Here is a 23894-nt window from a genome sequence, read left to right as displayed (position 1 = left end):
CCTGGTATTCAGATAAGCATGGCCCTACTGCAGATCGCCGAACCCGGTCAGAGCCCTCAGCCGCACCAGCGTCGCCTGGCGGTGGGTATTGACCTAGGTACCACCAATTCCCTGGTTGCTGCCCTGCGCAGCGGCCGCAGCGAGCCCCTGCCGGATGCCCAAGGCCGGGTTATCCTGCCGTCCGCCGTGCGCTATCACGCCGACCACATCGACGTCGGCCAGCTCGCCCGCGACGCCGCCTCCAGCGACCCGCTCAACACGGTGCTGTCGGTCAAGCGCCTGATGGGCCGTGGCCTTGCAGACGTCAAGCAGCTGGGCGAGCAGTTGCCGTACCGCTTTGTCGGCGGTGAGTCGCATATGCCGTTCATCGACACTGTCCAGGGGCCGAAAAGCCCGGTGGAAGTCTCGGCCGATATCCTCAAGGTGCTGCGCCAGCGCGCCGAAGAGACCCTCGGCGGCGAGCTGGTTGGTGCGGTGATCACCGTGCCGGCCTATTTCGACGACGCCCAGCGCCAGGCCACCAAGGACGCCGCGCGTCTGGCCGGCCTCAACGTATTGCGCCTGCTCAACGAGCCGACCGCCGCCGCGGTGGCCTATGGCCTGGACCAGAATGCCGAAGGCCTGGTGGCCATCTATGACCTGGGTGGCGGTACCTTCGATATCTCGATCCTGCGCCTGACGGGCGGGGTCTTTGAAGTGCTGGCCACCGGTGGCGACAGCGCCCTGGGCGGCGACGACTTCGACCACGCTATCGCCAACTGGATCGTCGAGCAGGCCGGCCTGTCCTCGGACCTCGATCCGGGTGCCCAGCGCCAGTTGCTGCAAACCGCCTGCGCGGCCAAAGAGGCCCTGACTGACGCTGATTCGGTGACGGTTGCCCATGGCAGCTGGCAGGCCGAGCTGACCCGGGGCGCCTTTGATGCCCTGATCGAGCCGATGGTCGCCCGCAGCCTCAAGGCCTGCCGCCGTGCCGTGCGTGACAGCGGCGTCGAGCTCGAAGAGGTCGCCGCAGTGGTAATGGTCGGTGGTTCGACCCGCGTGCCGCGTGTGCGCGAGGCTGTAGGCGCGCTGTTTGGCCGTACCCCGCTGACCGAAATCGACCCGGACCAGGTGGTCGCCATCGGCGCCGCTATCCAGGCCGATACCCTGGCCGGTAACCGCCGTGATGGTGGCGAATTGCTGCTTCTTGACGTGATTCCGCTGTCCCTGGGCCTGGAAACCATGGGTGGGCTGATGGAGAAGGTGATTCCGCGCAACACCACCATCCCGGTTGCCCGCGCCCAGGAATTCACCACCTACAAAGATGGTCAGTCGGCCATGATGATTCACGTGCTGCAAGGCGAGCGTGAACTGATCAGTGACTGCCGCTCCCTGGCGCGCTTCGAACTGCGTGGCATTCCGGCGATGGTCGCCGGTGCGGCGAAGATCCGCGTGACCTTCCAGGTCGATGCCGACGGCCTGCTCAGCGTTTCGGCGCGCGAGCTGGGTTCGGGCGTCGAATCGAGCATCCAGGTCAAGCCGTCCTACGGCCTGACCGACGGCGAAATCGCCCGCATGCTCAAGGATTCCTTCGAACATGCCGGTTTCGACAAGGTGGCGCGCCAGTTGCGCGAACACCAGGTCGACGCCGAGCGCCTGCTCGAAGCGGTGCAGGGCGCCCTGGACGCCGATGGCGAGCGCCTGCTGGACGCCGAAGAGCGCCTGGCGATCGAGCAACAGATGCAAGACTTGCGTGATTTGATCAACGGCACCGATGGCGCGGCCATCGAGCAACAGACCAAGCGTCTGTCGCAGGTGACCGATGCCTTTGCCGCCCGTCGCCTTGATTCGACGGTAAAAGCCGCTTTGGCCGGGCGCAACCTGAATGAGATCGAGGAATAACTGATGCCGCAGGTGATTTTTCTGCCCCACGAGAAGTTCTGCCCGGAAGGGCTGGTGGTGGAGGTGGCGCCAGGAACCAACATCCTGGAACTGGCCCACGAGCACCACATCGAGATGGAAAGCGCCTGTGGTGGTGTGTGTGCCTGCACCACCTGCCATTGCATCGTGCGTGAAGGCTTCGATTCGCTCGAGGAAGCCGACGAACTCGAAGAAGACATGCTCGACAAGGCCTGGGGCCTGGAGCGTCAGTCGCGCCTGGCCTGCCAGGTGATCGTTGGTGAGGAAGACCTGACCATCGAGATTCCGAAGTACACGATCAACCTGGCCGCCGAAGCGCCGCACTGATTCAGGGAGCCATCATGAGTCTGAAATGGGTTGATGTACTTGAAATTGCAATCCAGCTTGCCGAAAGCAAGCCGGAAGTCGATCCTCGTTATGTGAACTTCGTCGATCTGCACCAGTGGGTGCTGGCATTGCCGGAATTCAGTGACGATCCGCAGCGTGGCGGCGAGAAGGTTCTCGAAGCCATCCAGGCGGCCTGGATCGAAGAAGCCGACTGAGCGCGCTCGGCAGGTTAGGCAATCCCTTGGAACCCGCGTATAATTCGCGGGTTTAATTTTTCGCTTCACTCAACGTTTCTGGAGTTTCACCATGGCTGTTCAACGTACTTTCTCCATCATCAAGCCTGACGCAGTTGCTAAAAACGTGATCGGCGAGATCACCACCCGTTTCGAAAAAGCCGGCCTGCGCGTCGTTGCCTCGAAGCTCAAGCAACTGTCCAAAGCCGAAGCCGAAGGCTTCTACGCTGAGCACAAAGAGCGCGGTTTCTTCGGTGACCTGGTTGCCTTCATGATCTCCGGCCCTGTTGTTGTTCAGGTTCTGGAAGGCGAAAACGCCATCGCTCTGAACCGTGAGCTGATGGGCGCTACCAACCCTAAAGAAGCTGCTGCCGGCACCATCCGCGCTGACTTCGCCGAGTCCATCGACGCCAACGCCGTTCACGGTTCGGACTCCGAAGCCGCTGCTGCTCGCGAAATCTCGTACTTCTTCGCAGCTACCGAGGTAACCACTCGCTAAGCGAAAGCTTACGGGTGAGGGTGAATCCATGACGACATCGACTGGCAAAACTAACCTGTTGGGGCTAACCCAGCCGGAAATGGAAAAATTCTTCGACTCTATCGGGGAGAAGCGTTTCCGTGCCGGTCAGGTAATGAAATGGATTCACCACTTTGGCGTCGATGATTTCGACGCCATGACGAATGTCGGCAAGGCCTTGCGCGAAAAGCTCAAGGCTGTTGCCGAGATTCGCGGTCCGGAAGTGGTCAGCGAGGACATCTCCAGCGACGGCACCCGTAAATGGGTGGTGCGCGTGGCGTCCGGCAGCTGCGTCGAGACCGTGTACATCCCCCAGGGCAAGCGTGGCACATTGTGTGTCTCGTCCCAGGCCGGTTGCGCCCTGGACTGCAGTTTCTGCTCCACCGGCAAGCAAGGATTCAACAGCAACCTCACCGCCGCCGAAGTGATCGGCCAGGTGTGGATTGCCAACAAGTCGTTCGGCAGCGTGCCGGCCACCATCGATCGCGCCATCACCAACGTGGTGATGATGGGCATGGGTGAGCCATTGCTGAACTTCGACAACGTGGTCGCCGCCATGCACCTGATGATGGACGACCTCGGCTACGGCATTTCCAAGCGCCGGGTGACCCTGTCCACCTCCGGCGTGGTACCGATGATTGAAGAGCTGGCCAAGCACATCGACGTCTCCCTGGCCCTGTCGCTGCACGCGCCGAACGATGCGCTGCGCAACGAACTGGTGCCGATCAACAAGAAGTACCCGCTCAAGGTCCTGCTCGAAGCGTGCATGAACTACATGTCGCAACTGGGCGAAAAGCGCGTACTGACCATTGAGTACACCCTGCTCAAGGACGTCAACGACAAGCTCGAACACGCCGTGGAAATGGCCGAGCTGCTCAAGAACGTACCGTGCAAGATCAACCTGATCCCGTTCAACCCGTTCCCGCATTCCGGTTACGAGCGTCCGAGCAACAATGCCATCCGCCGCTTCCAGGACCACCTGCATCACGCCGGTTACAACGTCACGGTGCGTACCACCCGTGGTGAAGACATCGACGCCGCTTGCGGTCAGCTGGTTGGCCAGGTGATGGACCGTACCCGCCGCAGCGAGCGCTATATCGCCGTGCGTCAGTTGAACGCCGACGGTGAAGTGCAAGAAAGCGCCGCGCGCAACTGAAGAGAGGACCTCCATGACCCTGCGCTTCGCGCTGTCGATCCTGGCGCTCGCCCTGCTTGCAGGTTGCGTGTCCGGCGGGAGTTCGGACGCGCTGGGCAGTCGTGAAGGTCGCGAGCAGGCACGACAGGCCTATGTGCAGTTGGGGCTGGGTTATTTGCAACAAGGTTTGACCGAGCAGGCCAAAGCGCCGCTGAAAAAAGCCCTCGACCTCGATAGCCAGGATGCCGCAGCCAATGCGGCCCTGGCTTTGGTGTTTCAGGCCGAAGACGAGCCGGAACTGGCCGAGGCGCACTTTCGCAAGGCCCTGACCAGCCGCCCGGACGACAGCCGAATTCGCAACAATTACGGCAGTTTCCTTTATGCTCGTGGGCAATACGCCCAGGCGCAGCAGATGTTTGCCCAAGCGGCGGCCGATACCCTGTATCCTGAACGCTCCCGGGTGTTCGAGAACCTCGGCCTGACCGCGCTCAGGCTGGGACAGCGCGCCGAAGCGCAGGAATACCTGGTAAAAGCTTTGCGACTCAACCAGCAGCAGCCGCGCGCGTTGCTGGAAATGGCTGAGTTGTCTTACGAAGACAGGCATTATGTGCCGGCCCGTGACTACTACGATCGTTTCAGCCAGCTGAGCGACCACAGTGCCCGCAGCCTGCTGCTGGGCAGTCGCCTGGCCAGCGTCTTCGAAGAACGGAACAAGGCCAGCGAACTGGGCCTGCAATTACAACGACTTTATCCCGGTACGCCGGAATATCAGCAATACCTGTCGGAGCAATGATGAAAGCGGCGCATCCCGAAGCAGCAGCAGCGACTCGCGAAAATCCCGGTGAAATCCTGCGTCAGGCCCGCGAGAGCAGGGACTGGTCCCAGGTCGAAGTGGCCCGCAAGCTCAACCTCACCGTGAGTTCCCTGAACAATCTTGAAGCCGGCGCCTTCGACAAGCTGCCGGGGCATACCTTTGCCCGTGGCTACATCCGTGCTTATGCCAAGCTGCTGGACATGGACCAGGCCGCCCTGGTGCAAGCCTTCGACCAGTGCACCGGCACCCACGCCCAGGGCAGCGACGTGCACGCCCTTGGCCGCATCGAAGAGCCGGTGCGCCTGTCCCACAACATCCTGCGTATCGTCAGCCTGGTGCTGCTGGTGGTCGTGATCGGTGGCGGCTTCTTCTGGTGGCAGGACCAGACCAGCCTGCGTGGCAAGGACCTGGCCAACATGGCCCTGGAACACGTCGAAGTCGAAAGCGCCGACGGCACCACCCAGATTCACCCGCTGGACGAGCCTGAAGACCAGGCAGTGACCGCTGGTCAGCAACCGGAAAGCACTACCCTGAACCTCGAGCAGGCCCCGGCGCCAACCGAGCAAGTGGCCGCCGCACCGGCTGAGCAAGCACCGCTCAGCCCGGTTGTCGCACCTGTTGCCCCTGCCGCCCCTGCTGTCAGCACTGCGGTAACACCAGTGGCCCCGGCGGCCCCGGTTGTACCTGCGCCAGCGCCGGCGGCGCCGGTGGTCAACAGTGCAGTTGCCGCAGTGCCAACGGCTCCTGCTGTTGCCGCTCCAGCCCCGGCCGGTAGCGGCCAGCTGCACATGCAATTCAACGCCGATTGCTGGACTTCGGTCACCGATGGCAACGGCAAGCTGCTGTTCAGCGCCATCAAGCGCAAGGGCGACAGCCTGGACCTGACCGGCAAGCCGCCGTTTTCGGTACGCCTGGGCTTTGCCCGCGGCGTGCAGGTCAGCTACAACGGCCAGCCTGTCGACGTTGCGCCGTTCACCAGTGGCGAGACCGCTCGCCTGAAGTTGGGACAATAAGTCATGCACGGCGAATCTCCGATCAAACGTCGCGAATCCCGGAAAATCTGGGTAGGTAATGTGCCTGTTGGCGGCGATGCTCCCATCGCGGTCCAGAGCATGACCAACACCGACACCAATGACGTGGCCGCGACCGTCGCGCAGATCAACCGCCTGGTCGATGCCGGCGTCGACATCGTGCGCGTCTCGGTACCGGACATGGACGCTGCCGAGGCCTTCGGCAAGATCAAGCAACAGGTCAGCGTACCGCTGGTCGCCGACATCCATTTCGACTACCGCATTGCCCTGCGCGTAGCCGAGCTGGGTGTCGACTGCCTGCGCATCAACCCGGGCAACATCGGTCGCGAAGACCGCGTGCGTGCGGTGGTCGATGCCGCCCGCGACCGCGGTATCCCGATCCGTATCGGCGTCAACGCCGGTTCCCTGGAAAAAGACCTGCAGAAAAAGTACGGCGAGCCGACCCCGGCGGCGCTGGTCGAATCGGCCATGCGTCACGTCGAGCACCTCGACCGACTGGATTTCCAGGATTTCAAGGTCAGCGTCAAGGCCTCCGACGTGTTCATGGCCGTCGAAGCCTACCGCCTGCTGGCCAAGCAGATCATCCAGCCACTGCACCTGGGCATTACCGAAGCCGGCGGCCTGCGCTCGGGCACGGTGAAATCCGCCGTGGGCCTCGGTATGCTGCTCGCCGACGGGATTGGCGATACTATTCGCATTTCGCTGGCAGCTGACCCGGTCGAAGAGGTCAAGGTCGGCTACGACATCCTCAAGTCCCTGCACCTGCGTTCGCGTGGCATCAACTTCATCGCCTGCCCGAGCTGCTCGCGGCAGAACTTCGATGTGGTCAAGACCATGAACGAGCTGGAAGGGCGCCTGGAAGACCTGCTGGTACCGCTGGACGTCGCCGTTATCGGTTGCGTGGTGAATGGCCCCGGCGAGGCCAAGGAAGCCCATGTGGGGCTCACCGGTGGCACGCCGAACCTGATCTACATCGACGGCAAGCCTGCGCAGAAGCTGACCAATGACAACCTGGTCGATGAGCTGGAAAAGCTCATCCGCCAGAAAGCGGCTGAAAAAGCCGAGGCCGACGCGGCGCTGATCGCCCGTGGCTGACTGACACAGAATTGTTAAGGGATTTTCCGTGAGCAAATCGCTGCAAGCCATTCGTGGCATGAACGACATCCTGCCCGAGCAGACGCCGCTGTGGCGTTATTTCGAGAACACCGTCGCCGGCCTGCTGGATACCTATGGCTATCGCCAGATCCGTACGCCGATCGTCGAGTTCACCGAGCTGTTCAAGCGCTCGATCGGTGAAGTCACCGACATCGTCGAAAAAGAGATGTACACCTTCGATGATCGTAACGGCGACTCCCTGACCCTGCGCCCGGAAGGCACCGCCGCCTGCGTGCGCGCTGTGCTCGAACACGGCATCACCGGTAGTGGGCAGGTGCAGAAGCTCTGGTACATCGGCCAGATGTTCCGCCACGAGCGCCCACAAAAAGGCCGTTATCGCCAGTTCAACCAGATTGGTGTCGAAGTCTTCAACCTCGACGGTCCGGACATCGACGCCGAGCTGATCATGCTGACCTGGCGCCTCTGGGGCCAGCTGGGCATCCGTGACGCGGTCAAGCTCGAGCTCAACAGCCTGGGCACCAGCGAAGCCCGTGCCCGCTACCGTGACGCGCTGGTCGAGTTCCTCTCGGCGCGCCTGGAGCAACTGGACGAAGACAGCCAGCGCCGCCTGAAAAGCAACCCGCTGCGCATCCTCGACAGCAAGGACAGCAACACCCAGGCAGTGCTGGTCGGCGCGCCGAAGCTCGAAGACTACCTGGACGATGAGTCCCGCGTGCACTTCGACGGCCTGAAAGCACGCCTGGATGCCGCCGGCATTCCGTTCGTGATCAACACCAAGCTGGTGCGTGGCCTGGACTACTACAGCAAGACCGTTTTCGAATGGGTCACCGACAAGCTCGGCTCCCAGGGCACCGTGTGTGCCGGTGGCCGCTACGACGGCCTGGTCGAGCAGATGGGCGGCAAGCCGACCCCGGGCGTTGGTTTCGCCATGGGTATCGAGCGTCTGATCCTGCTGCTGGAAACCCTCGAGCAGGTGCCGGAGTCGATCAACCGTCAGGTTGACGTCTACCTGTGCGCCTTCGGCGAGCAGGCCGAACTGGCTGGTCTGACCCTGAGCGAGCGCCTGCGTGACCGTCTGCCGAACCTGCGCCTGCAGGTCAACGCCGGTGCTGGCAGCTTCAAGAGCCAGTTCAAGAAGGCCGACAAGAGCAACGCGCTGTTCGCCTTGATCCTGGGGGACGACGAACTGGCGCAACAAGTGGTAGGTTTCAAACCCCTGCGCGGTCAGGGCGAACAACAAAACATTGCCTGGGATGCTCTGGCAGAGCACCTGGAAGCCTCGCTCGCGCAGGCGTGAGGCGAGTCAACAGCCGATTTGGTGAAAAGGAGTATTGGGGTGTCGAGTACCGATGATGAACAACTGGTCGCGATGAAGGACTGGTGGGACCGCAATGGCAAGCCGCTGGTAACCGGTGGCCTGCTGGCGCTGGTCGTGGTGTTCGGCTGGCAAGCCTGGCAGAAATACCAGACCAACCAGTCGCAAGGCGCCTCGAACCTCTACCAGGCCCTGCTGGAGACTACCCTGACGCCAAGCGGCGAGCCTGACGCGGCCAAGGTCGCCGAGCTGTCCGGCAAGCTCAAGAACGAATTCGGCGGCTCGGCCTATGCCCAGTACGCCAGCCTGTTCGTGGCCAAGGTTGCGGTCGAGAGCGGTAAGCTCGATGACGCCGCTGCCGAGCTCAAGCTGGTGATGGACAAGCCGGCCGACGCGACCCTGGGTGAAATCGCCCGTCAGCGCCTGGCCCGTGTCCTGGCCGCGCAGAAGAAGGTCGACGAAGCGCTGAAGCTGCTTGAAGGCGATGCCGACAAGGCGTTCCTGGCCAGCCGTGAAGAGCTCAAGGGCGACCTGCTGGTGCAACTGGGCCGCGCTGGCGATGCCCATGCCGCTTACGAAAAAGCCAAGGCTGCGCTGTCTGACGACGCCGCGATCGGTGGCCTGCAACTCAAGCTCGACGACCTGGCCAAAGGGGATGCGTGACGTGATCGGTTGGAAACATGCAGCAGTGCTGACCCTGGCCCTTCTGGCCGTGGGTTGCAGCAGCAACAGCAAAAAGGAATTGCCACCGGCCGAACTCACCAAGTTCACCGAAGAAGTGGTCTTGAAGAAGCAGTGGAGCCGCTCGATCGGTGATGGTCAGGGCGAATCCTTCAACATGCTGGTTCCGGCGATCGAAAATGACCGCATCTACGCCGCCGATGTAACCGGCGTGGTGATGGCGCTGGATCGCAACAACGGCGACGTGGCCTGGAAGAAGGACCTCGAACTGCCGGTTTCCGGCGCCGTTGGCGTCGGTTACGGCATGGTCATGCTCGGCACCCTCAAGGGCGAAGTGATTGCCCTGGATGCCAGCACCGGTGAAGAACGCTGGCGCTCGCGCGTTACCAGTGAAGTGCTGGCGCCGCCGGCCACCAACGGTGACGTGGTGGTGGTGCAAACCCAGGACGACCGCGTTATTGGCCTGGACGCCAGCACCGGCGACCGTCGCTGGATCTACGAAAGCACCCCGGCGGTACTCACCCTGCGTGGTACCGGCGCACCGATCGTGACCAACCGTCTGGCCGTTGCCGGCCTGTCGACCGGTAAGGTGGTTGCCCTCGACACCCAGAACGGCGTGCCGGTCTGGGAGCAGCGCGTGGCCATCCCGCAAGGTCGCTCGGAGCTTGACCGGGTCGTGGATATCGACGGTGGCCTGCTGCTGTCCGGCGGTACCCTGTACGTTTCCAGCTACCAGGGTCGCGCCGCCGGCCTGGACCTGGAGAGCGGCCGGGTGCTGTGGCAGCGTGATGCTTCCAGCTACACCGGTGTGGCCCAGGGCTTCGGTAACGTCTACGTGAGCCTGGCTTCGGGCACCGTGGAAGGCATCGACGAGCGTTCGTCCAGCGCCCTGTGGAGCAACGACTCGCTGGCACGCCGCCAGTTGTCGGCGCCGGAAGTGTTCTCCAGCTACGTAGCGGTGGGTGACCTGGAAGGTTACCTGCACCTGCTCAGCCAGGTCGATGGTCGTTTCGTCGGTCGTGAGCGTATCGACAGCGATGGCCTGCGCGCACGTCCGCTGGTGGTGGGTGACACCATCTATGTGTACGGCAACAGCGGCAAGCTCGAGGCGCTGACCATCCGCTGAGGCTATGCTTGAGGCCATGCCGGCCTCGGGCTGCGGCACTTTGGGTGCCGCTCGAACTCCGGCCGCTGCAGTGCAGCGGCCTTTGTATTTTCTGAATTTACGCAGTGGAGAGCCGAATGGTTCCCGTAATCGCCCTGGTGGGCCGACCGAACGTCGGTAAATCCACCATGTTCAACCGCCTGACCAGGACCCGCGACGCTATCGTCGGCGACCTGTCCGGGCTGACCCGAGACCGCCAGTACGGTGAAGCGCGCTGGCAAGGCCGCTCGTACATCCTGGTCGACACCGGTGGTATTTCCGGTGACGAGCAAGGCATGGACGAGAAAATGGCCGAGCAGTCGCTGCTGGCCATCGAAGAAGCCGATGTGGTCTTGTTCCTGGTGGATGCCCGTGCCGGCCTGACCGCCGCCGACCAGATGATTTCCGAGCACTTGCGCAAGCGCAACAAGCGCTCGTTCCTGGTTGCCAACAAGATCGACAACATCGATCCGCTGGCCGCCATCGCCGAATTCTCGCCACTGGGCATGGGTAACGCCATTGGTGTTGCCGGCGCCCAGGGCCGTGGCGTCAACAACCTGCTGGAAGCCGTGCTGAGCGACTTCCCGCGGGACAAGGACGAGGAAGAAATCGACACCGACGTCGCCGAAGGCGAGGAAGCGGTGCGTATTCCTGGCCCGAGCGAAAAAGACGGGATCAAGATCGCCATCATCGGCCGGCCGAACGTCGGCAAGTCGACCCTGGTCAACCGCATGCTCGGTGAAGAGCGGGTCATCGTCTACGACCAGCCCGGCACCACCCGCGACAGTATCTACATTCCCTTCGAGCGTAACGAAGAGAAGTACACCCTGATCGACACCGCCGGGGTGCGCAAGCGCGGCAAGATCCACGAAGAGGTCGAGAAGTTCTCCGTGGTCAAGACCCTGCAGGCGATCAAGGACGCCAACGTGGTGATCTTCGTCATGGACGCCCGCGAAGGCGTGGTTGACCATGACCTGAACCTGCTGGGCTTTGCCCTGGAAGCCGGTCGCGCCATCGTCATCGCCCTGAACAAGTGGGACGGCATGCAGCCGGGCGAGCGCGACTACGTGAAGACCGAGCTGGAACGCCGGCTGTTCTTCGTCGACTTCGCCGACATCCACTTCATTTCGGCGCTGCACGGCACCGGCGTGGGCAACCTGTACCAGTCGGTGCAGAACTCGTTCAAGTCGGCGGTCACCCGCTGGCCGACCAGCCGCCTGACCCAGATCCTCGAAGACGCGGTCAGCGAGCACCAGCCGCCGATGGTCAACAGCCGCCGGATCAAGCTGCGCTATGCCCACCTCGGTGGCGCCAACCCGCCGATCATCGTGATCCACGGCAACCAGGTCGAGAAGGTACCCAAGTCCTATTCGCGTTACCTGGAAAACACCTACCGCCGCGTGCTCAAGCTGGTCGGTACGCCGATCCGCATCGAGTACAAGGGCAGTGACAACCCGTACGAAGGCAACAAGAACACCTTGACCGACCGCCAGGTCAACAAGAAGCGTCGCTTGATGTCGCACCACAAGAAAGCCGAGAAGAAGCGTAAAGACAAACGCTAACAAGCATCGCGGGTCAAGCCCGCTCCTGCTCTGTGGGAGCGGGCTTGACCCGCGATTGGCCTGCGACTGTTACAACCTTTTTCCTGACCGATCAATCCGCTATGCTCGGTCTCAGACCGCGCCGCCTCGAGCCGGATAGTGATGCAGGAAAGAGGGCTCCATGATCAGTAGCAAGTTGCCGAACGTCGGCACGACCATCTTTACCACCATGTCCCAGCTCGCCGCGCAAACCGGCGCCTTGAACCTGTCCCAGGGTTTCCCCGATTTCAACGGCCCGCAAGCACTGCTCGATGCGGTCGGCCGGCATGTCAGTGCCGGACATAACCAGTACAGCCCGATGACCGGCTTGCCGGCCTTGCGCCAACAGGTGGCGAACAAGATCGCCCGCAGCTATGGCGTCAGCGTCGATGCCGAGCATGAAGTCACCATCACCCCCGGTGCCACCGAAGCGATCTTCTGTGCTATCCATGCGGTAATCCGCACGGGCGATGAGGTCATCGTCTTCGACCCCAGTTACGACAGCTATGAGCCTTCGGTGGAACTGGCGGGCGGGCGCTGCGTGCATGTCCAGCTCACTGACGGTGAGTTTGCCATCGACTGGCAGAAGCTCACCGACGCCCTCAGCCCACGCACACGGATGATCATCCTCAACTCGCCGCACAACCCCAGCGGCGCGTTGATCAGCCGCGATGACCTGGACAAGCTGGCGCTGCTGATCGCCGAGCGTGATATCTATCTGATCAGCGACGAAGTCTACGAGCACCTGGTGTTCGACGGCGTGCAGCACGCCAGCGTGCTGGCCCATGAAGCGCTGTACCCGCGCGCCTTCGTGGTCAGCTCGTTTGGCAAGACCTACCACGTCACCGGCTGGAAAACCGGTTATGTGGTGGCGCCACCGGCCCTCAGCGCCGAGCTGCGCAAGGTCCACCAGTACGTCAACTTCTGCGGCGTGACGCCGCTGCAATGGGCGCTGGCTGATTTCATGGCGGCGCACCCCGAGCATGTCGAAGAGCTGCCGGCCTTCTACCAGGCCAAGCGCGACCTGTTTTGCGAATTGCTGACGTCTTCGCGCTTTCAGTTCAAACCCACGCCGGGGACTTATTTCCAGTTGGTGGATTATTCGCAGATTCGTCCGGACTTGAACGACGTTGACATGTCGCTGTGGCTGACCCGTGAACACGGCGTGGCGACCATTCCGGTGTCGGTGTTCTACCAGCAACCCATCCCCGAGCAGCGCCTGGTGCGCCTTTGCTTTGCCAAACGCGAGGAGACGCTGCGTCAGGCAGCGGAAAAACTATGCGCGATCTGAGTAGCCTGCCCAACCTGAACATCGCGTTGGTGCAGACCAGCCTGGTCTGGCAGGACCGCCTGGCCAACTATGAGCATTTCGAAACCCTGCTGGAGCAGGCCCGCGGCGCTGACCTGATCATCCTCCCGGAGATGTTCACCACCGGCTTTTCCATGGACTCCGAAAGCCTGGCCGAGCCCGAGAACGGACCGACCTACAAGTGGCTCAAGAGCCAGGCCAAGAAGCTCGATGCCGTGGTCACCGGCAGCGTGATCATCCAGGCCGCCGACGGCAGCCACCGCAACCGCCTGCTGTGGGCACGGCCCGATGGCGAGATCCTGTTCTACGACAAGCGCCACCTGTTTCGCATGGCCGGTGAGCACAAGCACTACACGCCGGGCGAGCGCCAGGTGCAGTTCGAGCTCAAGGGCTGGCGGGTAAGGCCGTTGATCTGCTACGACCTGCGTTTCCCGGTATGGAGTCGCGATGCCCAGGACACCGATTTGCTGCTGTACACCGCCAACTGGCCAGCAGCCCGTCGCCAGCACTGGAACCGCCTGTTGCCGGCGCGGGGTATCGAGAACCTGTGTTATGTGGCGGCGGTGAACCGCGTGGGTACAGACGGCAAGGGCTTTGCCTATACCGGTGACAGCCAGGTGCTGGACTTCCAGGGGGAGAGCCTGCTGAGCGCAGGCGAGGCGGACGGGGTGTTTACCGTCGTACTGAGTGCGGCAGACCTGGCGGCCTATCGCACGCGGTTTCCGGCTAATCTGGATGCCGACACGTTCGATCTGCATTGACCGCCATCGCAAGCCCGCTCCCCGCGGTGGGAGCGGGCTTGACCCGCGATGAGGTCCTGAAGGCTAGTACACATCCCGCCGATAGCGCCCCAGCTCGATCAGCCGTTCAACCTCGGCAGCCCCCAGCACCTCGTTCAGCACCTCATCGACGCCACTGGCCATGCCCTGCAAACTGCCGCAGATGTAGATCGATGCGCCCTGATCCAGCCAGCGCCGCAGCTCGGTTGCCTGTTCGCGCAAACGGTCCTGCACATAGACCTTGTGGCTCTGATCGCGAGAGAAGGCCAGGTCCAGCCGCGCCAGATCACCGCTGCGCTGCCAGCCCTGCAGTTCATCCCCACACAGGAAGTCGTAAGCCTGGTTACGCTCGCCAAACAGCAGCCAGTTACGCTGTTCGCCGGCCACGATGCGGCCCTTGAGCAGGCTGCGCAACCCGGCAAGCCCGGTACCGTTGCCGATCAGGAGCATCGGCGTTGCCGGCGCTGGCAGGTGGAAACCACTGTTACGACGCAAACGCAGGCTGACGCTGTTTTCCACAGGCAGATGCTCGGTCAGCCACCCCGAGCCAAGGCCGAGGCTGCCATCGGCATGGCGCTCCTGACGCACGATCAGCTCCAGCACGCCATCGCTGGCGATCGAGGCAATCGAATATTCCCGAGCGGCCAGCGGGATCAGCGCATCGACCAGGGCCTGGGCGTGCAGGCCGACCAGGTGCTCGCGGCTTTTCGGCAACTGGCGGCTGGCCAGGGCTTGCAGCAGGCTCTCTTGCAGGCCTTCGACCTGCACGGCTGTTTCGCCTTCAAGCCCCAGGCCCTTGAGGAACTGCTCAAGGCTCCGGGCGCTGTTGCGCGGCAGGATCTCCACCAGGTCACCGGCCTCCCATTGCGCGGGTCGCTCAGGCGTGAGGCCAAGCAGATAGACTGCCGAGCCCTGGCTACCCGGGTTCATCAGTTGGCGACTGACCAACGTCCAGTTAGCGAACTTGGGTGCCTGCCAGGCGGCGGGCGGCGTACTGCCGGTCAGCTGTGCCAGCTGTTGTTGCCAGTGTTGCAGGGCCTTTGGATCGGCGCTGTCGACTTCAACCGGGGCGAACGCCGTCGTCGCCCCGCGCTCGCCTAGCCAGGCCTGCAAGCGCCGGGAAAAGCCGCAGAAGTGCGGGTACTGGCGGTCACCCAAGGCCAGCAGGGCATAGTTCAAGTTGCCCAGGGCCCAAGGTTGGCCAAGTACCTTGCGTTCGAAGCCACGCGCGCTGTCGGGGGCTTCACCGTCACCAAAGGTACTGACCACGAACAGCGCCTGGCGGGCCTGGTTAAGGTCCTGCTCGGTAAGCTCGGCCAGCGGCCGTACCTGTACCGGCAAACCTGCGGCCTGCAGTTGCCCGGCACTCTGCCAGGCGAGTTGCTCGGCAAAGCTGCTCTGGCTGGCAAAACCCACCAGCCAGCCGCCGTCTTGCCCGTTCGATGGCACCAGATTGCCCCGTGCTGCACGCACCTGACGTTTCTTGCGCCGCCGATCGAGGTACAGCAGCCAGCCGGTGACGAAGAACAGCGGCATGGTCAGGCTGGCGATGGTCACCACAATTCGCCCGGTCAGGCCGAAGTAGCTGCCCACGTGCAGGGCATAGACGCTGGCCAGCAGTTGCGCCTTGAACGACTTGTCGGCATAGCGCTCGTTGTTCTTTACCTGGCCGTTGGCCGGGTCGATGCTCAGGGTGTTGAGCGCGCGTTCGTGTTCGGCGCCTTCAAGCAAATAGAAGATCATTGCCGGTTGCCCGCCAACTGGCGGCAGGCGCAGGTTGTAGCTGCTCATGCTAGGGCCGGCAGCTGCTTGCAGGTTGCTCCAGATGGCCTCGTAGTCGACCACCAGCGGCTTGACGTCTTTACCTGGCGCACCACCCGGGCGGCCGCCGCGGCCCTCGCCACGCTTGTGTTGCTGGCCGGCGGCGGGGCCATCGGCGAGCAGTTTGTTCAAGCCTTCACGGTACCACTCGTAGCTCCAGAACAGGCCGGTGAGGGCAAACAGCAGGTAGAACAACAGGCACCAGGTGCCGGCCACAGCGTGCAGGTCCCAGTTGAAGGCGCGGCCCTTTTTCGCCCAGTCCAGGGTCAGCCAGGTCCGCCAGTTCAGCGCTTTGCGTGGCCAACGCAGGTACAGGCCGGAGAGACAGAAGAAAATCAGCATCAGGGTACAGGCACCGGTGATCTGCCGGCCGCTATCACCCATGGCCAGGAAGCGGTGCAACTGCAGCATCAGGTCGAAAAAGCCCTGACCGGCTACCTCGCCCTGCAGCTTACCGGTGTACGGGTCGGCATAGCGCAACAAACCGCGACGCTCGCCGGGAGGAGGGGTGAAGAAAACCCGCGCGGCCCTGTCACTGCGGGGCTGGACCCAGAGCATGGCAACCTTGTCGCCTTGTTCGGCCTCGATCCTGCGCACCAGCTCAGGCATCGGCAGCACGCCTTCCTGGCGCACCTCGACGGTGAGCACCTGGGGATTGAACAGCTCCAACAGTTCATCCTGGAATGACCAGATGGCGCCGGTAATACCCATCAGGGCCAGCACCAGACCTGCGGTGATACCGAAGAACCAGTGCAGTTGAAACAGGGATTTCTTCACCACATCAATCACCTTGTCGTGCCGCAAATGCGAATGCGACGCACATTATGCCTTGATACACAAAAGCCCCGGTCACCTAAATGAACGGGGCTTGCTGCTCGCACGAATCAGAAGTGGAAGTTCGCGCTCATCAGAGCGGTACGTCCGGGAGCGACGTGTGCGTAATGAGTTTGGAACACCTGATCGAAGTAGCGTTTGTCCGTCAGGTTTTGCAGGTTGAGCTGCAGATCCACATTCTTCGTCAGACGGTAGGTCGCCATTGCGTCGTACCGCCAGTACGAAGGCACCTCGACCGAGTTGGCTTCATCGCCGAAGCGTGAATCGACAAAGGTCGCGCCAGCACCAACGGTCAGTTGTGGCACAACATCGTAGGTCGACCAGAAGGTGAAGTTGTTCCGCGGCGTGCTTGGCATATGGTTGCCTTTGTTGGCCGCGGTGGTGGTCTTGACGATCTCGCTCTCCATGTAGGTGTAGCCGCCGTAGACCTTCCACTTGCGGGTCAAGTTACCGGAGTACGTCAGTTCCAGACCCTGGACGCGCTGCTCGCCATCGAGCACCTGGTAAGTCGCGTTGTCCGGGTCGGTGACCCGCGCGTTGGTTTTGTCAGTACGGAACAATGCTGCGGTCAACGACAAGTTTTCGTCGAAGAAGTCCCATTTGGTACCCAACTCGTAATTTCGATTGCGCTCCGGCTCGAGGTCGGCGTTGTTGAGCGCAAGTTCCAGTCCGCCGTTGCCGCTGGTTTCACCCGTCGGGTTGCTGGATGTCGACCAGGCCGCATAGATACTGCCGTTTGCTGCCGGCTTGTAGACAACACCCAACTGATAGTTCCACAGGTGGGCATTGTTCTCGCGCGAGAAGCTGCCCGCCGGGCTGGCGCGTCCGCCGGTACTGTAGCCGCTGGATTTGGTCTGGTAGTCGTCATAACGCAGGCCCAGGTTAACCGACCACTGATCGTTGAGCGTCAGCGTATCAAACACGTAAGCCGCACTGGTTTTGGTATCGGTGTCGGTAAATGCCGGGCTGTCGGTGATCGAACCCGACCAGTTGTCGTCCGGTGACGGGTCGTAGAGGCTGGTGCAGTCACCGGAGGCCAGCAGGGCAGGGTTGCAGGTAGTGCCGGTGCCGGCATCCGAAGTCACGACATAGCCACGGTTGTGGGTATCGGCGTAGGTAAACTCAAGGCCGGTCACTAGGCTGTGTTCGATGAAACCGGTGTTGAACCTGGCACTCAGGTCGGTCTGGTTGACCCAGCCTTTGGTGGTCGAGTTGCGGTTTTTGGTCGAACGATAGACCTGGCCATTGGCGACGTTGCCCTTGCTGTCGTCAGGGTTGGTAACGATGTAATCCAGCGTGGAGCGCGACATACGGAAACTGTTGGACAGGGTCAGGTTATCGTTCAGGTCGTGTTCGATTCTGATGGTGCCACTGTCGTTGGTGGTCTTGCGGTAGTCGCGTCCGTTCAAGCCGTAGAAGTTGTCACGGTCAACATGTGCGGGTTTGTCGACATTGTATTTGCTACGGTCCGCGCTGCGAGTCAGCGGAATGCCGTAGTCAGGCATGTCATCGGTGTTCAGGTGGTAGTAGCCAACCGTTACGCGGGTATCGGTGCCCAGGCCAAAGGCAAAGGAAGGCGCCACGCCCCAACGGCTGACATCAACATCGTCGCGGCCGGCGACGTTGGCTTCATGTTTCATCAGGTTCAGGCGGAACGCCGATGTGTCGGTCAGTTGCTTGTTCAGGTCCAGGGTTGTGCGCTTGGTCTGGTCAGAACCCCAAGTGAAACCACCATTGTAAGCGTCACCCAACCGGGCGGTTTTGCTCACCAGGTTGAGGCTACCACCTGTGGAGCCTGCTCCGGTAAAGGCTGAGCCTGGACCTTTGCTTACTTCTACCGATTCGACGTTAAAAATCTCCCGGCTCTGCGAAGCAACGTCGCGCATGCCATCGACGAAAACGTCACTTTCGGCATTGAAGCCGCGAATGATCGGACGGTCACCTGCCGGGTTACCGCCTTCACCGGCGCCGAAGGTAATACCAGGGGTGGTACGCAAGGCATCTACCAAGCTGGTGGCGCCAGTGTCGCGGATAACCTGTTGGGGGATGACCGTCACGCTCTTGGGGGTTTCACGCAGTGGGGCCGTGTACTTTTTTGAAGTCGCGGTGTCGGTCTTGTAGCTGGTTTCATCCTGGACACCCTCAATACTGGTCGCGTCCAGAGAAACAACGTTCTCGCTGGCCGGGGCGGGATCTGCCGCGTGAGCCATCTGCGAAGCAGAAGTAGCGGTAATCGCTACACCGATGGCGGAGGCAAGCAAACGTGGTGAACTGACAGCGGTTGGCACGTAGTGACGCGGCATGGTGGTCCCCTTCCCCAGATTTTAGGCCGCGAAATATAATGTAAACAAATATGAGTAACAATTGAGAAGAATTGCTATTTGTGCTGAATTTACAATCTTTACATTTTGTAACTGGCGGTTTTTTCCTGCTGAAACGTCCCACCCGCCGAAAGGGCTTGTAGAGAGCCAATGGGAATCAATACCATTGGCATCCTTTCACCTTCAGGTGCCCGAGCCATGCTGCTACCTATTACCGGCCTGTTTTCCACCGAGGAGGTTCAGCGCATTCGTGAGGCGCTGGAGCAAACCGAATGGGCCGACGGCAAGATCACCGCGGGTTACCAGTCGGCCAAGGCCAAGCACAACCTGCAGTTGCCGGAAGGCCATCCGCTGGCCAAGGAGATTGGCACGGCCTTGATCGAACGTCTGTGGCAGCACCCGCAGTTCATGTCGGCGGCCTTGCCGCACAAAGTCTTTCCACCGCTGATCAACTGTTACCGAGAGGGTGGCAATTTCGGCTTCCATATCGACAACGCCCTGCGCCAGCCCCGCGGCAGCCAGGAGCGAGTGCGTACCGACCTGTCGTCGACGCTGTTCCTGAGCAACCCCGAGGACTACGACGGCGGTGAACTGGTGATCCAGGACACCTACGGCGTGCAACAGGTGAAACTGGCGGCGGGGGATCTGGTGCTGTACCCGGGAACCAGCCTGCACAAGGTCAACCCGGTGACCCGTGGCGCGCGCTATGCCGCATTCTTCTGGACCCAGAGCCTGGTGCGCGAAGACAGTCAGCGCGCGTTGCTGTTCGAGATGGATAACGCCATCCAGCAACTGGGCGCCGATGTACCCGATCACCCGGCACTGATCCAGCTGACCGGCACCTACCACAACCTGTTGCGCCGCTGGATCGAGGTCTGAGCCATGACCTTCGCTTTGCGCAACCGCCAGGAACTGGACAGCGAACAGTTCGCCCAGATGCTCGAACACAGCCCGGGCAAAGCTGCCCAGGCATTGCTGGCCGCCGCAGGGCAGGACATCGTCGAGGCGCAGTTGCTGCTCGGGCAGATCCTTCTCGACGGGCGTGGCATCGAGAAAGACCCGGCCCTGGCCCGGCGCTGGTTTGCCATCGCCGCCAACCGTGGCAGCGCCATGGCGCACAACATGCTCGGGCGTTGCCTGGAGCATGGCTGGGGTGGCGATGCTGATGTCGTCAGGGCCGCGCAACATTATCGTCAGGCTGCGCAGGCCGGGTTGGACTGGGGGATGTACAACCTGGCCAACTTGCTGGCTACCGGGCGTGGCGTAGTGCAGGACCATGAAGGCGCATTCGCGCTGTATCTGCAGGCTAGCGACGCGGGGCATGCCAAGTCGATGAACCTGTTGGGGCGATACCTGGAGCAGGGGCTCGTCTGTCGTGTCGATCACGTACTGGCGAACCAGTGGTATCAGCGCTCTGCGCAAGCCGGGGATTTTCGCGGGCAGTTCAGCTACGCGGGCGTGCTGGCTGAAGCCGGCGATATCGACGGTGCGCTGTACTGGCTGGAACAGGCGTTGCTGGCGGGCAATGCCAACTTCTTGCGGGCCAGTGTGCCGAGCCTTGAGCAGGCAATGCAGCCGCGCCTGCGGGCAATGGCGCAGCCGTATGCACAGCGCCTGGCACAACTGGACGGAGTGCATGCTTGATGACTGCGGGTTTCCCCTTGGAGGGCGACGCTTGCCGCCGCCCTCGTTCAGGCGTTACAGGTAGTAGGCTTTCAACGGCGGGAAACCGTTGAATTCCACCGCGCTGTAGCTGGTGGTGTAGGCACCGGTCGACAGCCAGTACAGGCGGTCACCGATTGCCAGGTTCAGCGGCAGGCCGTACTTGTAGTGCTCATACATGATGTCGGCGCTGTCGCAGGTGGGGCCTGCGATCACCACTTCTTCCATTTCGCCTTTCTTCTCGGTCCAGATCGGGAACTTGATGGACTCGTCCATGGTTTCGATCAGGCCGGAGAACTTGCCCACGTCGGTGTATACCCAGCGCTCGACGGCGGTACGCGATTTACGCGCCACCAGCACCACTTCACTGACCAGGATGCCGGCGTTGGCGATCAGCGAACGGCCTGGCTCGAGGATGATTTCCGGCAGGTCGTCACCGAAGTCTTCCTTGAGGAAGCGGATGATCTCTTCGGCATAGGTTTCCAGGCTGTTGGTACGGGTGATGTAGTTGGCCGGGAAGCCGCCACCCATGTTGATCAGCTTGAGTTCGATGCCGTCTTCTTCTTTCAGGCGCTCGAAGATCACCTTAACCTTGGCAATCGCCGCGTCCCAGACGCTGATGTCGCGCTGTTGCGAGCCAACGTGGAACGACACGCCGTAAGGCACCAGGCCCAGGTCGCGGGCGAGGATCAGCAGGTCCATGGCCATGTCGGTCTGGCAGCCGAACTTGCGCGACAGTGGCCAGTCGGCGGTGGTCGAGCCTTCAGTGAGGATGCGCACATAGACTTTCGAACCCGGCGCGGCCTTGGCGATGTTGCGCAGGTCGGCTTCGGAGTCGGTGGCGTACAGGCGCACGCCCTTCTCGTAGAAGTAGCGAATGTCCTTGGATTTCTTGATGGTGTTGCCGTAGCTGATGCGATCGGCGCTGACACCGCGGCCCATCACTTTGTCCAGCTCGTAGATCGAGGCGATGTCGAAGCTCGAGCCCTTTTCCTTGAGCAGGTCGATGATCTCCACGGCCGGGTTGGCCTTGACCGCGTAGTAGACCTTGGCGAATTCGAAACCGGCGCGCAGGTCATCATAGGCCTGGCTGATCATCTGGGTGTCGATGAGCACGAACGGGGTTTCTTGCTTGTCGGCGAAGGCCTTCATTTTCTGGAAGGTATCGCGCGCGAAGTAGTCTTCGACCTGAATCGACATGCTTAGGGACTCCATGGGCAAACTGAAAAAATAAGTGGCTGCAACTGAACGTCCTCCGTATCCCCACTTTGGTTCGCCTACTTCCCAAGGCATGTCGCCGAAAGCAAAAAGGTCAACCGTGCGTGATAAAGCGAGCTACGGGTGACCTTGCTGTCTCGTCGTCAGTACTTGAGCCGGATGGATCGTTTCCAGCATGGACGTTCGGCGCGAACTTTAGGACCTGAGGGGCTCGAGATCAACAAAAAATGTCGCGTTTTTGCACACGTCCGTCGCCCCGGGGCGGCCAGCCACTTTGTTACCGACCCAGGTAAACAGTAGATGTTCAATTTGATGGCAAAAGCGTTAAAAATACCGGTATACGCCGGGATCTACCGTAGAACACGCAAATGGATGCAATAGTCGAAGTTGGTGGCGAAAGTGCGGTAAATATCGGTCATTTGGGGGCGCAGCGACGCTCAAGCGCAGCGTGCGATTAATCGGCGGCCGTTCATATTTTTTTCCGCCCTGACAGCCGGTCGGCTACACACTTTTTTGCGGATTTTTTTCCTGTCCGGCGCTTCGTCGGCCGCGGTGATCTTCGATTGCCGGTCTTAATAAGAAACATTACTATTCGCGCCATTCCTACTCGCCTGTGAAGACCGGTGCATCGTGTCGCGACACAAAGGCTTTCTCGACCACTACCATGAGCTGATCGGTACCTGGACGCGCAAACTGCGCAGTCGTCAGCAGGCCGAAGACCTGGCGCATGATGCATTTGTGCGGGTACTGGAAAGCGACCAGGCCGGGGTCGAGCAACCGCGGGCTTATCTGCACCAGACTGCGCGCAACATTGCCGTGGACGGCTACCGTCGCGAAGACCGTCGCCAGGCCCTGGAGCAGGATGCTTTCGAGCTCGGCAGTGATGCCAGCGGTGATCCGGAGGCCTACATGAATGCCGTGGAACTGGCCGACAGCGTCGAGCGTGCCCTGGCCGAGTTGCCCCTCAACTGCCGGCGGGTGTTCATCTGGCAGAAGCTCGAAGGCCTGACCCAGGCCGAGATCGCCGAGCGCATGGGCTTGACCAAGAACATGGTCGAAAAGTATATGATCCGCACGCTCCGGCATCTGCGTGAGCACCTGGATGTGTCGACGAGATGAGTCAGGCGAATGTTTTCATGAATCAGCACGCGTGCCCTTGCGGCAGCGAAACCGTGCGCGAGCAGGCGGCCCAATGGTTTGCCCGCAGCCGTGATGGCGCCCTGGCGCTGGCGCAACAGGGTGAGCTGCAGCGCTGGCTGGCCGAGCACCCACAGCACCAATACGAATTCGATCTGCTCGGCACGCTCTGGGACGCTGCCGGGCACGTGCCGCGTGCGCGTCTTGAGGCCCTGTGCCAGGCCGATCCGGTCAGCCAGTTGCCGCGTCGGCGCTTCATCAGTCAGGCATTGGCGGCCGGTGTTGCGAGCCTGGCGCTGGGTTTGGGCTGGTTTGGCTGGCAGCAGCACCAGCTCAATTATCAGGACCAGGTGCAGACGGCCCTGGGCGAACGTCGTCAGCTCGACTTGCCGGATGGCTCACAGCTTGAAGTCAACGGTCGAACGCAACTGGTCGTACAGTTCAGCGCCGGTCAGCGGCGTATCGAATTGCGTGAGGGCGAGGTGATGTTCAGCGTCGCCCACGACAGCGGGCGGCCTTTCATGGTCAGCACCGGGCATGGCACGGTGACGGTCACCGGTACTCGCTTCGATGTTCGCCAGGACCCGGAACAAACCCGCGTGGCGGTCGAAAACGGCTCGGTGCGGGTTGAAGGCCGTGATGCCTCCAGGGCTCTGCTGACCGCCGGGTTCGGTTCGCATATCGATGCCCGCGGCCAGGTGGCGGCGCCCTACGCGGTGGACGCCGCAGCAGTGACCGCCTGGCGCAAGGGCAAGCTGGTGTTCAACGATGTACCCCTCAGCGAAGTGGTCAAGGACGTTTCGCGCTACCGTGAGCTGCCCCTGCGTGTTGCCCCCGGCAAAGTCGCCGCGCTGCGCTTGAGCAGCACCTTCAATGCCGACGATACCGACGCCTTGCTGCGGGCGTTGCCGAGCATCCTGCCGGTGACCATCAAGGCCCATGCCGACGGCTCCAGCGAAATAATCGCAAAATAAATTCAGGTTTTTTTTCAGTTGTTCGTCTTCCTGCCCAACTGCAACTG

The 23894-nt window shown here is 61.8% G+C and carries 21 protein-coding genes; 18 read left to right on the top strand and 3 right to left on the bottom strand.

Annotated features, from left to right (window positions below):
• Positions 1 to 18 precede the first annotated feature (18 nt).
• The 14 genes from hscA (at position 19) to CCOS864_RS23500 (ending at position 13862) form a co-directional block, all read left to right on the top strand.
• A complete protein-coding gene (gene hscA, locus CCOS864_RS23565) occupies positions 19 to 1881 on the top strand; it encodes a Fe-S protein assembly chaperone HscA (protein WP_115088640.1) in 1863 nt (620 codons plus the stop codon).
• 3 nt (positions 1882 to 1884) lie between these two features.
• Positions 1885 to 2226, top strand: a complete 342-nt coding sequence (fdx, locus tag CCOS864_RS23560) for an ISC system 2Fe-2S type ferredoxin (RefSeq protein ID WP_115088639.1) — start codon at positions 1885 to 1887, stop codon at positions 2224 to 2226.
• A 14-nt stretch (positions 2227 to 2240) separates the two neighbouring features.
• Complete coding sequence (gene iscX, locus CCOS864_RS23555; protein ID WP_028942766.1) at positions 2241 to 2441, top strand: Fe-S cluster assembly protein IscX; 201 nt, start codon at positions 2241 to 2243, stop codon at positions 2439 to 2441.
• A gap of 91 nt (positions 2442 to 2532) precedes the next feature.
• Entirely contained in the window at positions 2533 to 2958 is a 426-nt protein-coding gene (ndk, locus tag CCOS864_RS23550; protein ID WP_007964426.1) for a nucleoside-diphosphate kinase, read from the top strand.
• Positions 2959 to 2986: 28 nt separating this feature from the next.
• Positions 2987 to 4132 (top strand): dual-specificity RNA methyltransferase RlmN, encoded by a 1146-nt coding sequence (gene rlmN, locus CCOS864_RS23545; RefSeq protein WP_038997019.1) that lies wholly within the window; start codon positions 2987 to 2989, stop codon positions 4130 to 4132.
• A 13-nt stretch (positions 4133 to 4145) separates the two neighbouring features.
• A complete protein-coding gene (gene pilW / locus CCOS864_RS23540) occupies positions 4146 to 4904 on the top strand; it encodes a type IV pilus biogenesis/stability protein PilW (protein WP_115088638.1) in 759 nt (252 codons plus the stop codon).
• Positions 4904 to 5938 (top strand): RodZ domain-containing protein, encoded by a 1035-nt coding sequence (locus CCOS864_RS23535; protein WP_115088637.1) that lies wholly within the window; start codon positions 4904 to 4906, stop codon positions 5936 to 5938. The genes pilW and CCOS864_RS23535 overlap by 1 nt, the downstream gene beginning before the upstream one ends.
• 3 nt (positions 5939 to 5941) lie before the next feature.
• Positions 5942 to 7051: a flavodoxin-dependent (E)-4-hydroxy-3-methylbut-2-enyl-diphosphate synthase gene (gene ispG / locus CCOS864_RS23530; protein ID WP_115088636.1), complete on the top strand. Its 1110-nt coding sequence runs from the start codon at positions 5942 to 5944 to the stop codon at positions 7049 to 7051.
• A gap of 28 nt (positions 7052 to 7079) precedes the next feature.
• A complete protein-coding gene (hisS, locus tag CCOS864_RS23525) occupies positions 7080 to 8369 on the top strand; it encodes a histidine--tRNA ligase (RefSeq protein WP_115088635.1) in 1290 nt (429 codons plus the stop codon).
• A gap of 72 nt (positions 8370 to 8441) precedes the next feature.
• Positions 8442 to 9050, top strand: a complete 609-nt coding sequence (locus tag CCOS864_RS23520; protein ID WP_176470444.1) for a tetratricopeptide repeat protein — start codon at positions 8442 to 8444, stop codon at positions 9048 to 9050.
• Positions 9043 to 10194, top strand: coding sequence for an outer membrane protein assembly factor BamB (gene bamB / locus CCOS864_RS23515; RefSeq protein ID WP_115088634.1), 1152 nt, complete (start codon positions 9043 to 9045; stop codon positions 10192 to 10194). The genes CCOS864_RS23520 and bamB overlap by 8 nt, the downstream gene beginning before the upstream one ends.
• Before the next feature lie 116 nt (positions 10195 to 10310).
• Positions 10311 to 11774, top strand: a complete 1464-nt coding sequence (gene der / locus CCOS864_RS23510) for a ribosome biogenesis GTPase Der (protein ID WP_115088633.1) — start codon at positions 10311 to 10313, stop codon at positions 11772 to 11774.
• Positions 11775 to 11934: 160 nt separating this feature from the next.
• Positions 11935 to 13083 carry a pyridoxal phosphate-dependent aminotransferase gene (locus CCOS864_RS23505; RefSeq protein ID WP_115088632.1) on the top strand — a complete coding sequence of 383 codons (1149 nt, stop codon included), beginning with the start codon at positions 11935 to 11937 and terminating at the stop codon, positions 13081 to 13083.
• Positions 13071 to 13862 (top strand): amidohydrolase, encoded by a 792-nt coding sequence (locus tag CCOS864_RS23500; protein ID WP_115088631.1) that lies wholly within the window; start codon positions 13071 to 13073, stop codon positions 13860 to 13862. The genes CCOS864_RS23505 and CCOS864_RS23500 overlap by 13 nt, the downstream gene beginning before the upstream one ends.
• Positions 13863 to 13925: 63 nt before the next feature.
• Here CCOS864_RS23500 and CCOS864_RS23495 read toward each other — a convergent pair whose 3' ends face one another.
• Together CCOS864_RS23495 and CCOS864_RS23490 are read right to left on the bottom strand one after the other, a co-directional pair.
• Positions 13926 to 16481 carry a PepSY domain-containing protein gene (locus CCOS864_RS23495; protein WP_115088888.1) on the bottom strand — a complete coding sequence of 852 codons (2556 nt, stop codon included), beginning with the start codon at positions 16479 to 16481 and terminating at the stop codon, positions 13926 to 13928.
• Positions 16482 to 16585: 104 nt separating this feature from the next.
• Positions 16586 to 18838, bottom strand: coding sequence for a TonB-dependent receptor (locus tag CCOS864_RS23490; RefSeq protein ID WP_115088630.1), 2253 nt, complete (start codon positions 18836 to 18838; stop codon positions 16586 to 16588).
• A gap of 216 nt (positions 18839 to 19054) precedes the next feature.
• On the opposite strand from CCOS864_RS23490, the gene CCOS864_RS23485 reads away from it, so the two are divergent.
• Complete coding sequence (locus tag CCOS864_RS23485) at positions 19055 to 19735, top strand: Fe2+-dependent dioxygenase (protein ID WP_115088629.1); 681 nt, start codon at positions 19055 to 19057, stop codon at positions 19733 to 19735.
• Between the two features lie 3 nt (positions 19736 to 19738).
• Positions 19739 to 20500: a tetratricopeptide repeat protein gene (locus CCOS864_RS23480; RefSeq protein WP_115088628.1), complete on the top strand. Its 762-nt coding sequence runs from the start codon at positions 19739 to 19741 to the stop codon at positions 20498 to 20500.
• A gap of 54 nt (positions 20501 to 20554) precedes the next feature.
• On the opposite strand, the gene CCOS864_RS23475 is transcribed toward CCOS864_RS23480, so the two are convergent.
• Positions 20555 to 21718: a type III PLP-dependent enzyme gene (locus tag CCOS864_RS23475; protein ID WP_036993923.1), complete on the bottom strand. Its 1164-nt coding sequence runs from the start codon at positions 21716 to 21718 to the stop codon at positions 20555 to 20557.
• Positions 21719 to 22366: 648 nt separating this feature from the next.
• Between CCOS864_RS23475 and CCOS864_RS23470 the strand changes: the two genes are divergently transcribed.
• Positions 22367 to 22855 carry a sigma-70 family RNA polymerase sigma factor gene (locus CCOS864_RS23470; RefSeq protein ID WP_115088627.1) on the top strand — a complete coding sequence of 163 codons (489 nt, stop codon included), beginning with the start codon at positions 22367 to 22369 and terminating at the stop codon, positions 22853 to 22855.
• 17 nt (positions 22856 to 22872) lie between these two features.
• Positions 22873 to 23847, top strand: a complete 975-nt coding sequence (locus CCOS864_RS23465; protein ID WP_115088626.1) for a FecR family protein — start codon at positions 22873 to 22875, stop codon at positions 23845 to 23847.
• Positions 23848 to 23894: the final 47 nt, after the last annotated feature.

This window comes from Pseudomonas wadenswilerensis, assembly GCF_900497695.1.
GTDB classification, from domain to species: domain Bacteria; phylum Pseudomonadota; class Gammaproteobacteria; order Pseudomonadales; family Pseudomonadaceae; genus Aquipseudomonas; species Aquipseudomonas wadenswilerensis.
The sequence above is the reverse complement of the archived record's forward strand: the minus strand, read 5'-3'. Positions and strand labels throughout refer to the sequence as shown.

Bases quoted from the DNA above. Each gene is read 5' to 3' on its own strand.
- hscA (WP_115088640.1), top strand. From the start codon at position 19: ATGGCCCTACTGCAGATCGCCGAACCCGGTCAGAGCCCTCAGCCGCAC.
- fdx (WP_115088639.1), top strand. From the start codon at position 1,885: ATGCCGCAGGTGATTTTTCTGCCCCACGAGAAGTTCTGCCCGGAAGGG.
- iscX (WP_028942766.1), top strand. From the start codon at position 2,241: ATGAGTCTGAAATGGGTTGATGTACTTGAAATTGCAATCCAGCTTGCC.
- ndk (WP_007964426.1), top strand. From the start codon at position 2,533: ATGGCTGTTCAACGTACTTTCTCCATCATCAAGCCTGACGCAGTTGCT.
- rlmN (WP_038997019.1), top strand. From the start codon at position 2,987: ATGACGACATCGACTGGCAAAACTAACCTGTTGGGGCTAACCCAGCCG.
- pilW (WP_115088638.1), top strand. From the start codon at position 4,146: ATGACCCTGCGCTTCGCGCTGTCGATCCTGGCGCTCGCCCTGCTTGCA.
- CCOS864_RS23535 (WP_115088637.1), top strand. From the start codon at position 4,904: ATGAAAGCGGCGCATCCCGAAGCAGCAGCAGCGACTCGCGAAAATCCC.
- ispG (WP_115088636.1), top strand. From the start codon at position 5,942: ATGCACGGCGAATCTCCGATCAAACGTCGCGAATCCCGGAAAATCTGG.
- CCOS864_RS23520 (WP_176470444.1), top strand. From the start codon at position 8,442: ATGAAGGACTGGTGGGACCGCAATGGCAAGCCGCTGGTAACCGGTGGC.
- bamB (WP_115088634.1), top strand. From the start codon at position 9,043: ATGCGTGACGTGATCGGTTGGAAACATGCAGCAGTGCTGACCCTGGCC.
- der (WP_115088633.1), top strand. From the start codon at position 10,311: ATGGTTCCCGTAATCGCCCTGGTGGGCCGACCGAACGTCGGTAAATCC.
- CCOS864_RS23505 (WP_115088632.1), top strand. From the start codon at position 11,935: ATGATCAGTAGCAAGTTGCCGAACGTCGGCACGACCATCTTTACCACC.
- CCOS864_RS23500 (WP_115088631.1), top strand. From the start codon at position 13,071: ATGCGCGATCTGAGTAGCCTGCCCAACCTGAACATCGCGTTGGTGCAG.
- CCOS864_RS23490 (WP_115088630.1), bottom strand. From the start codon at position 18,838: ATGCCGCGTCACTACGTGCCAACCGCTGTCAGTTCACCACGTTTGCTT.
- CCOS864_RS23485 (WP_115088629.1), top strand. From the start codon at position 19,055: ATGCTGCTACCTATTACCGGCCTGTTTTCCACCGAGGAGGTTCAGCGC.
- CCOS864_RS23480 (WP_115088628.1), top strand. From the start codon at position 19,739: ATGACCTTCGCTTTGCGCAACCGCCAGGAACTGGACAGCGAACAGTTC.
- CCOS864_RS23475 (WP_036993923.1), bottom strand. From the start codon at position 21,718: ATGTCGATTCAGGTCGAAGACTACTTCGCGCGCGATACCTTCCAGAAA.
- CCOS864_RS23465 (WP_115088626.1), top strand. From the start codon at position 22,873: ATGAATCAGCACGCGTGCCCTTGCGGCAGCGAAACCGTGCGCGAGCAG.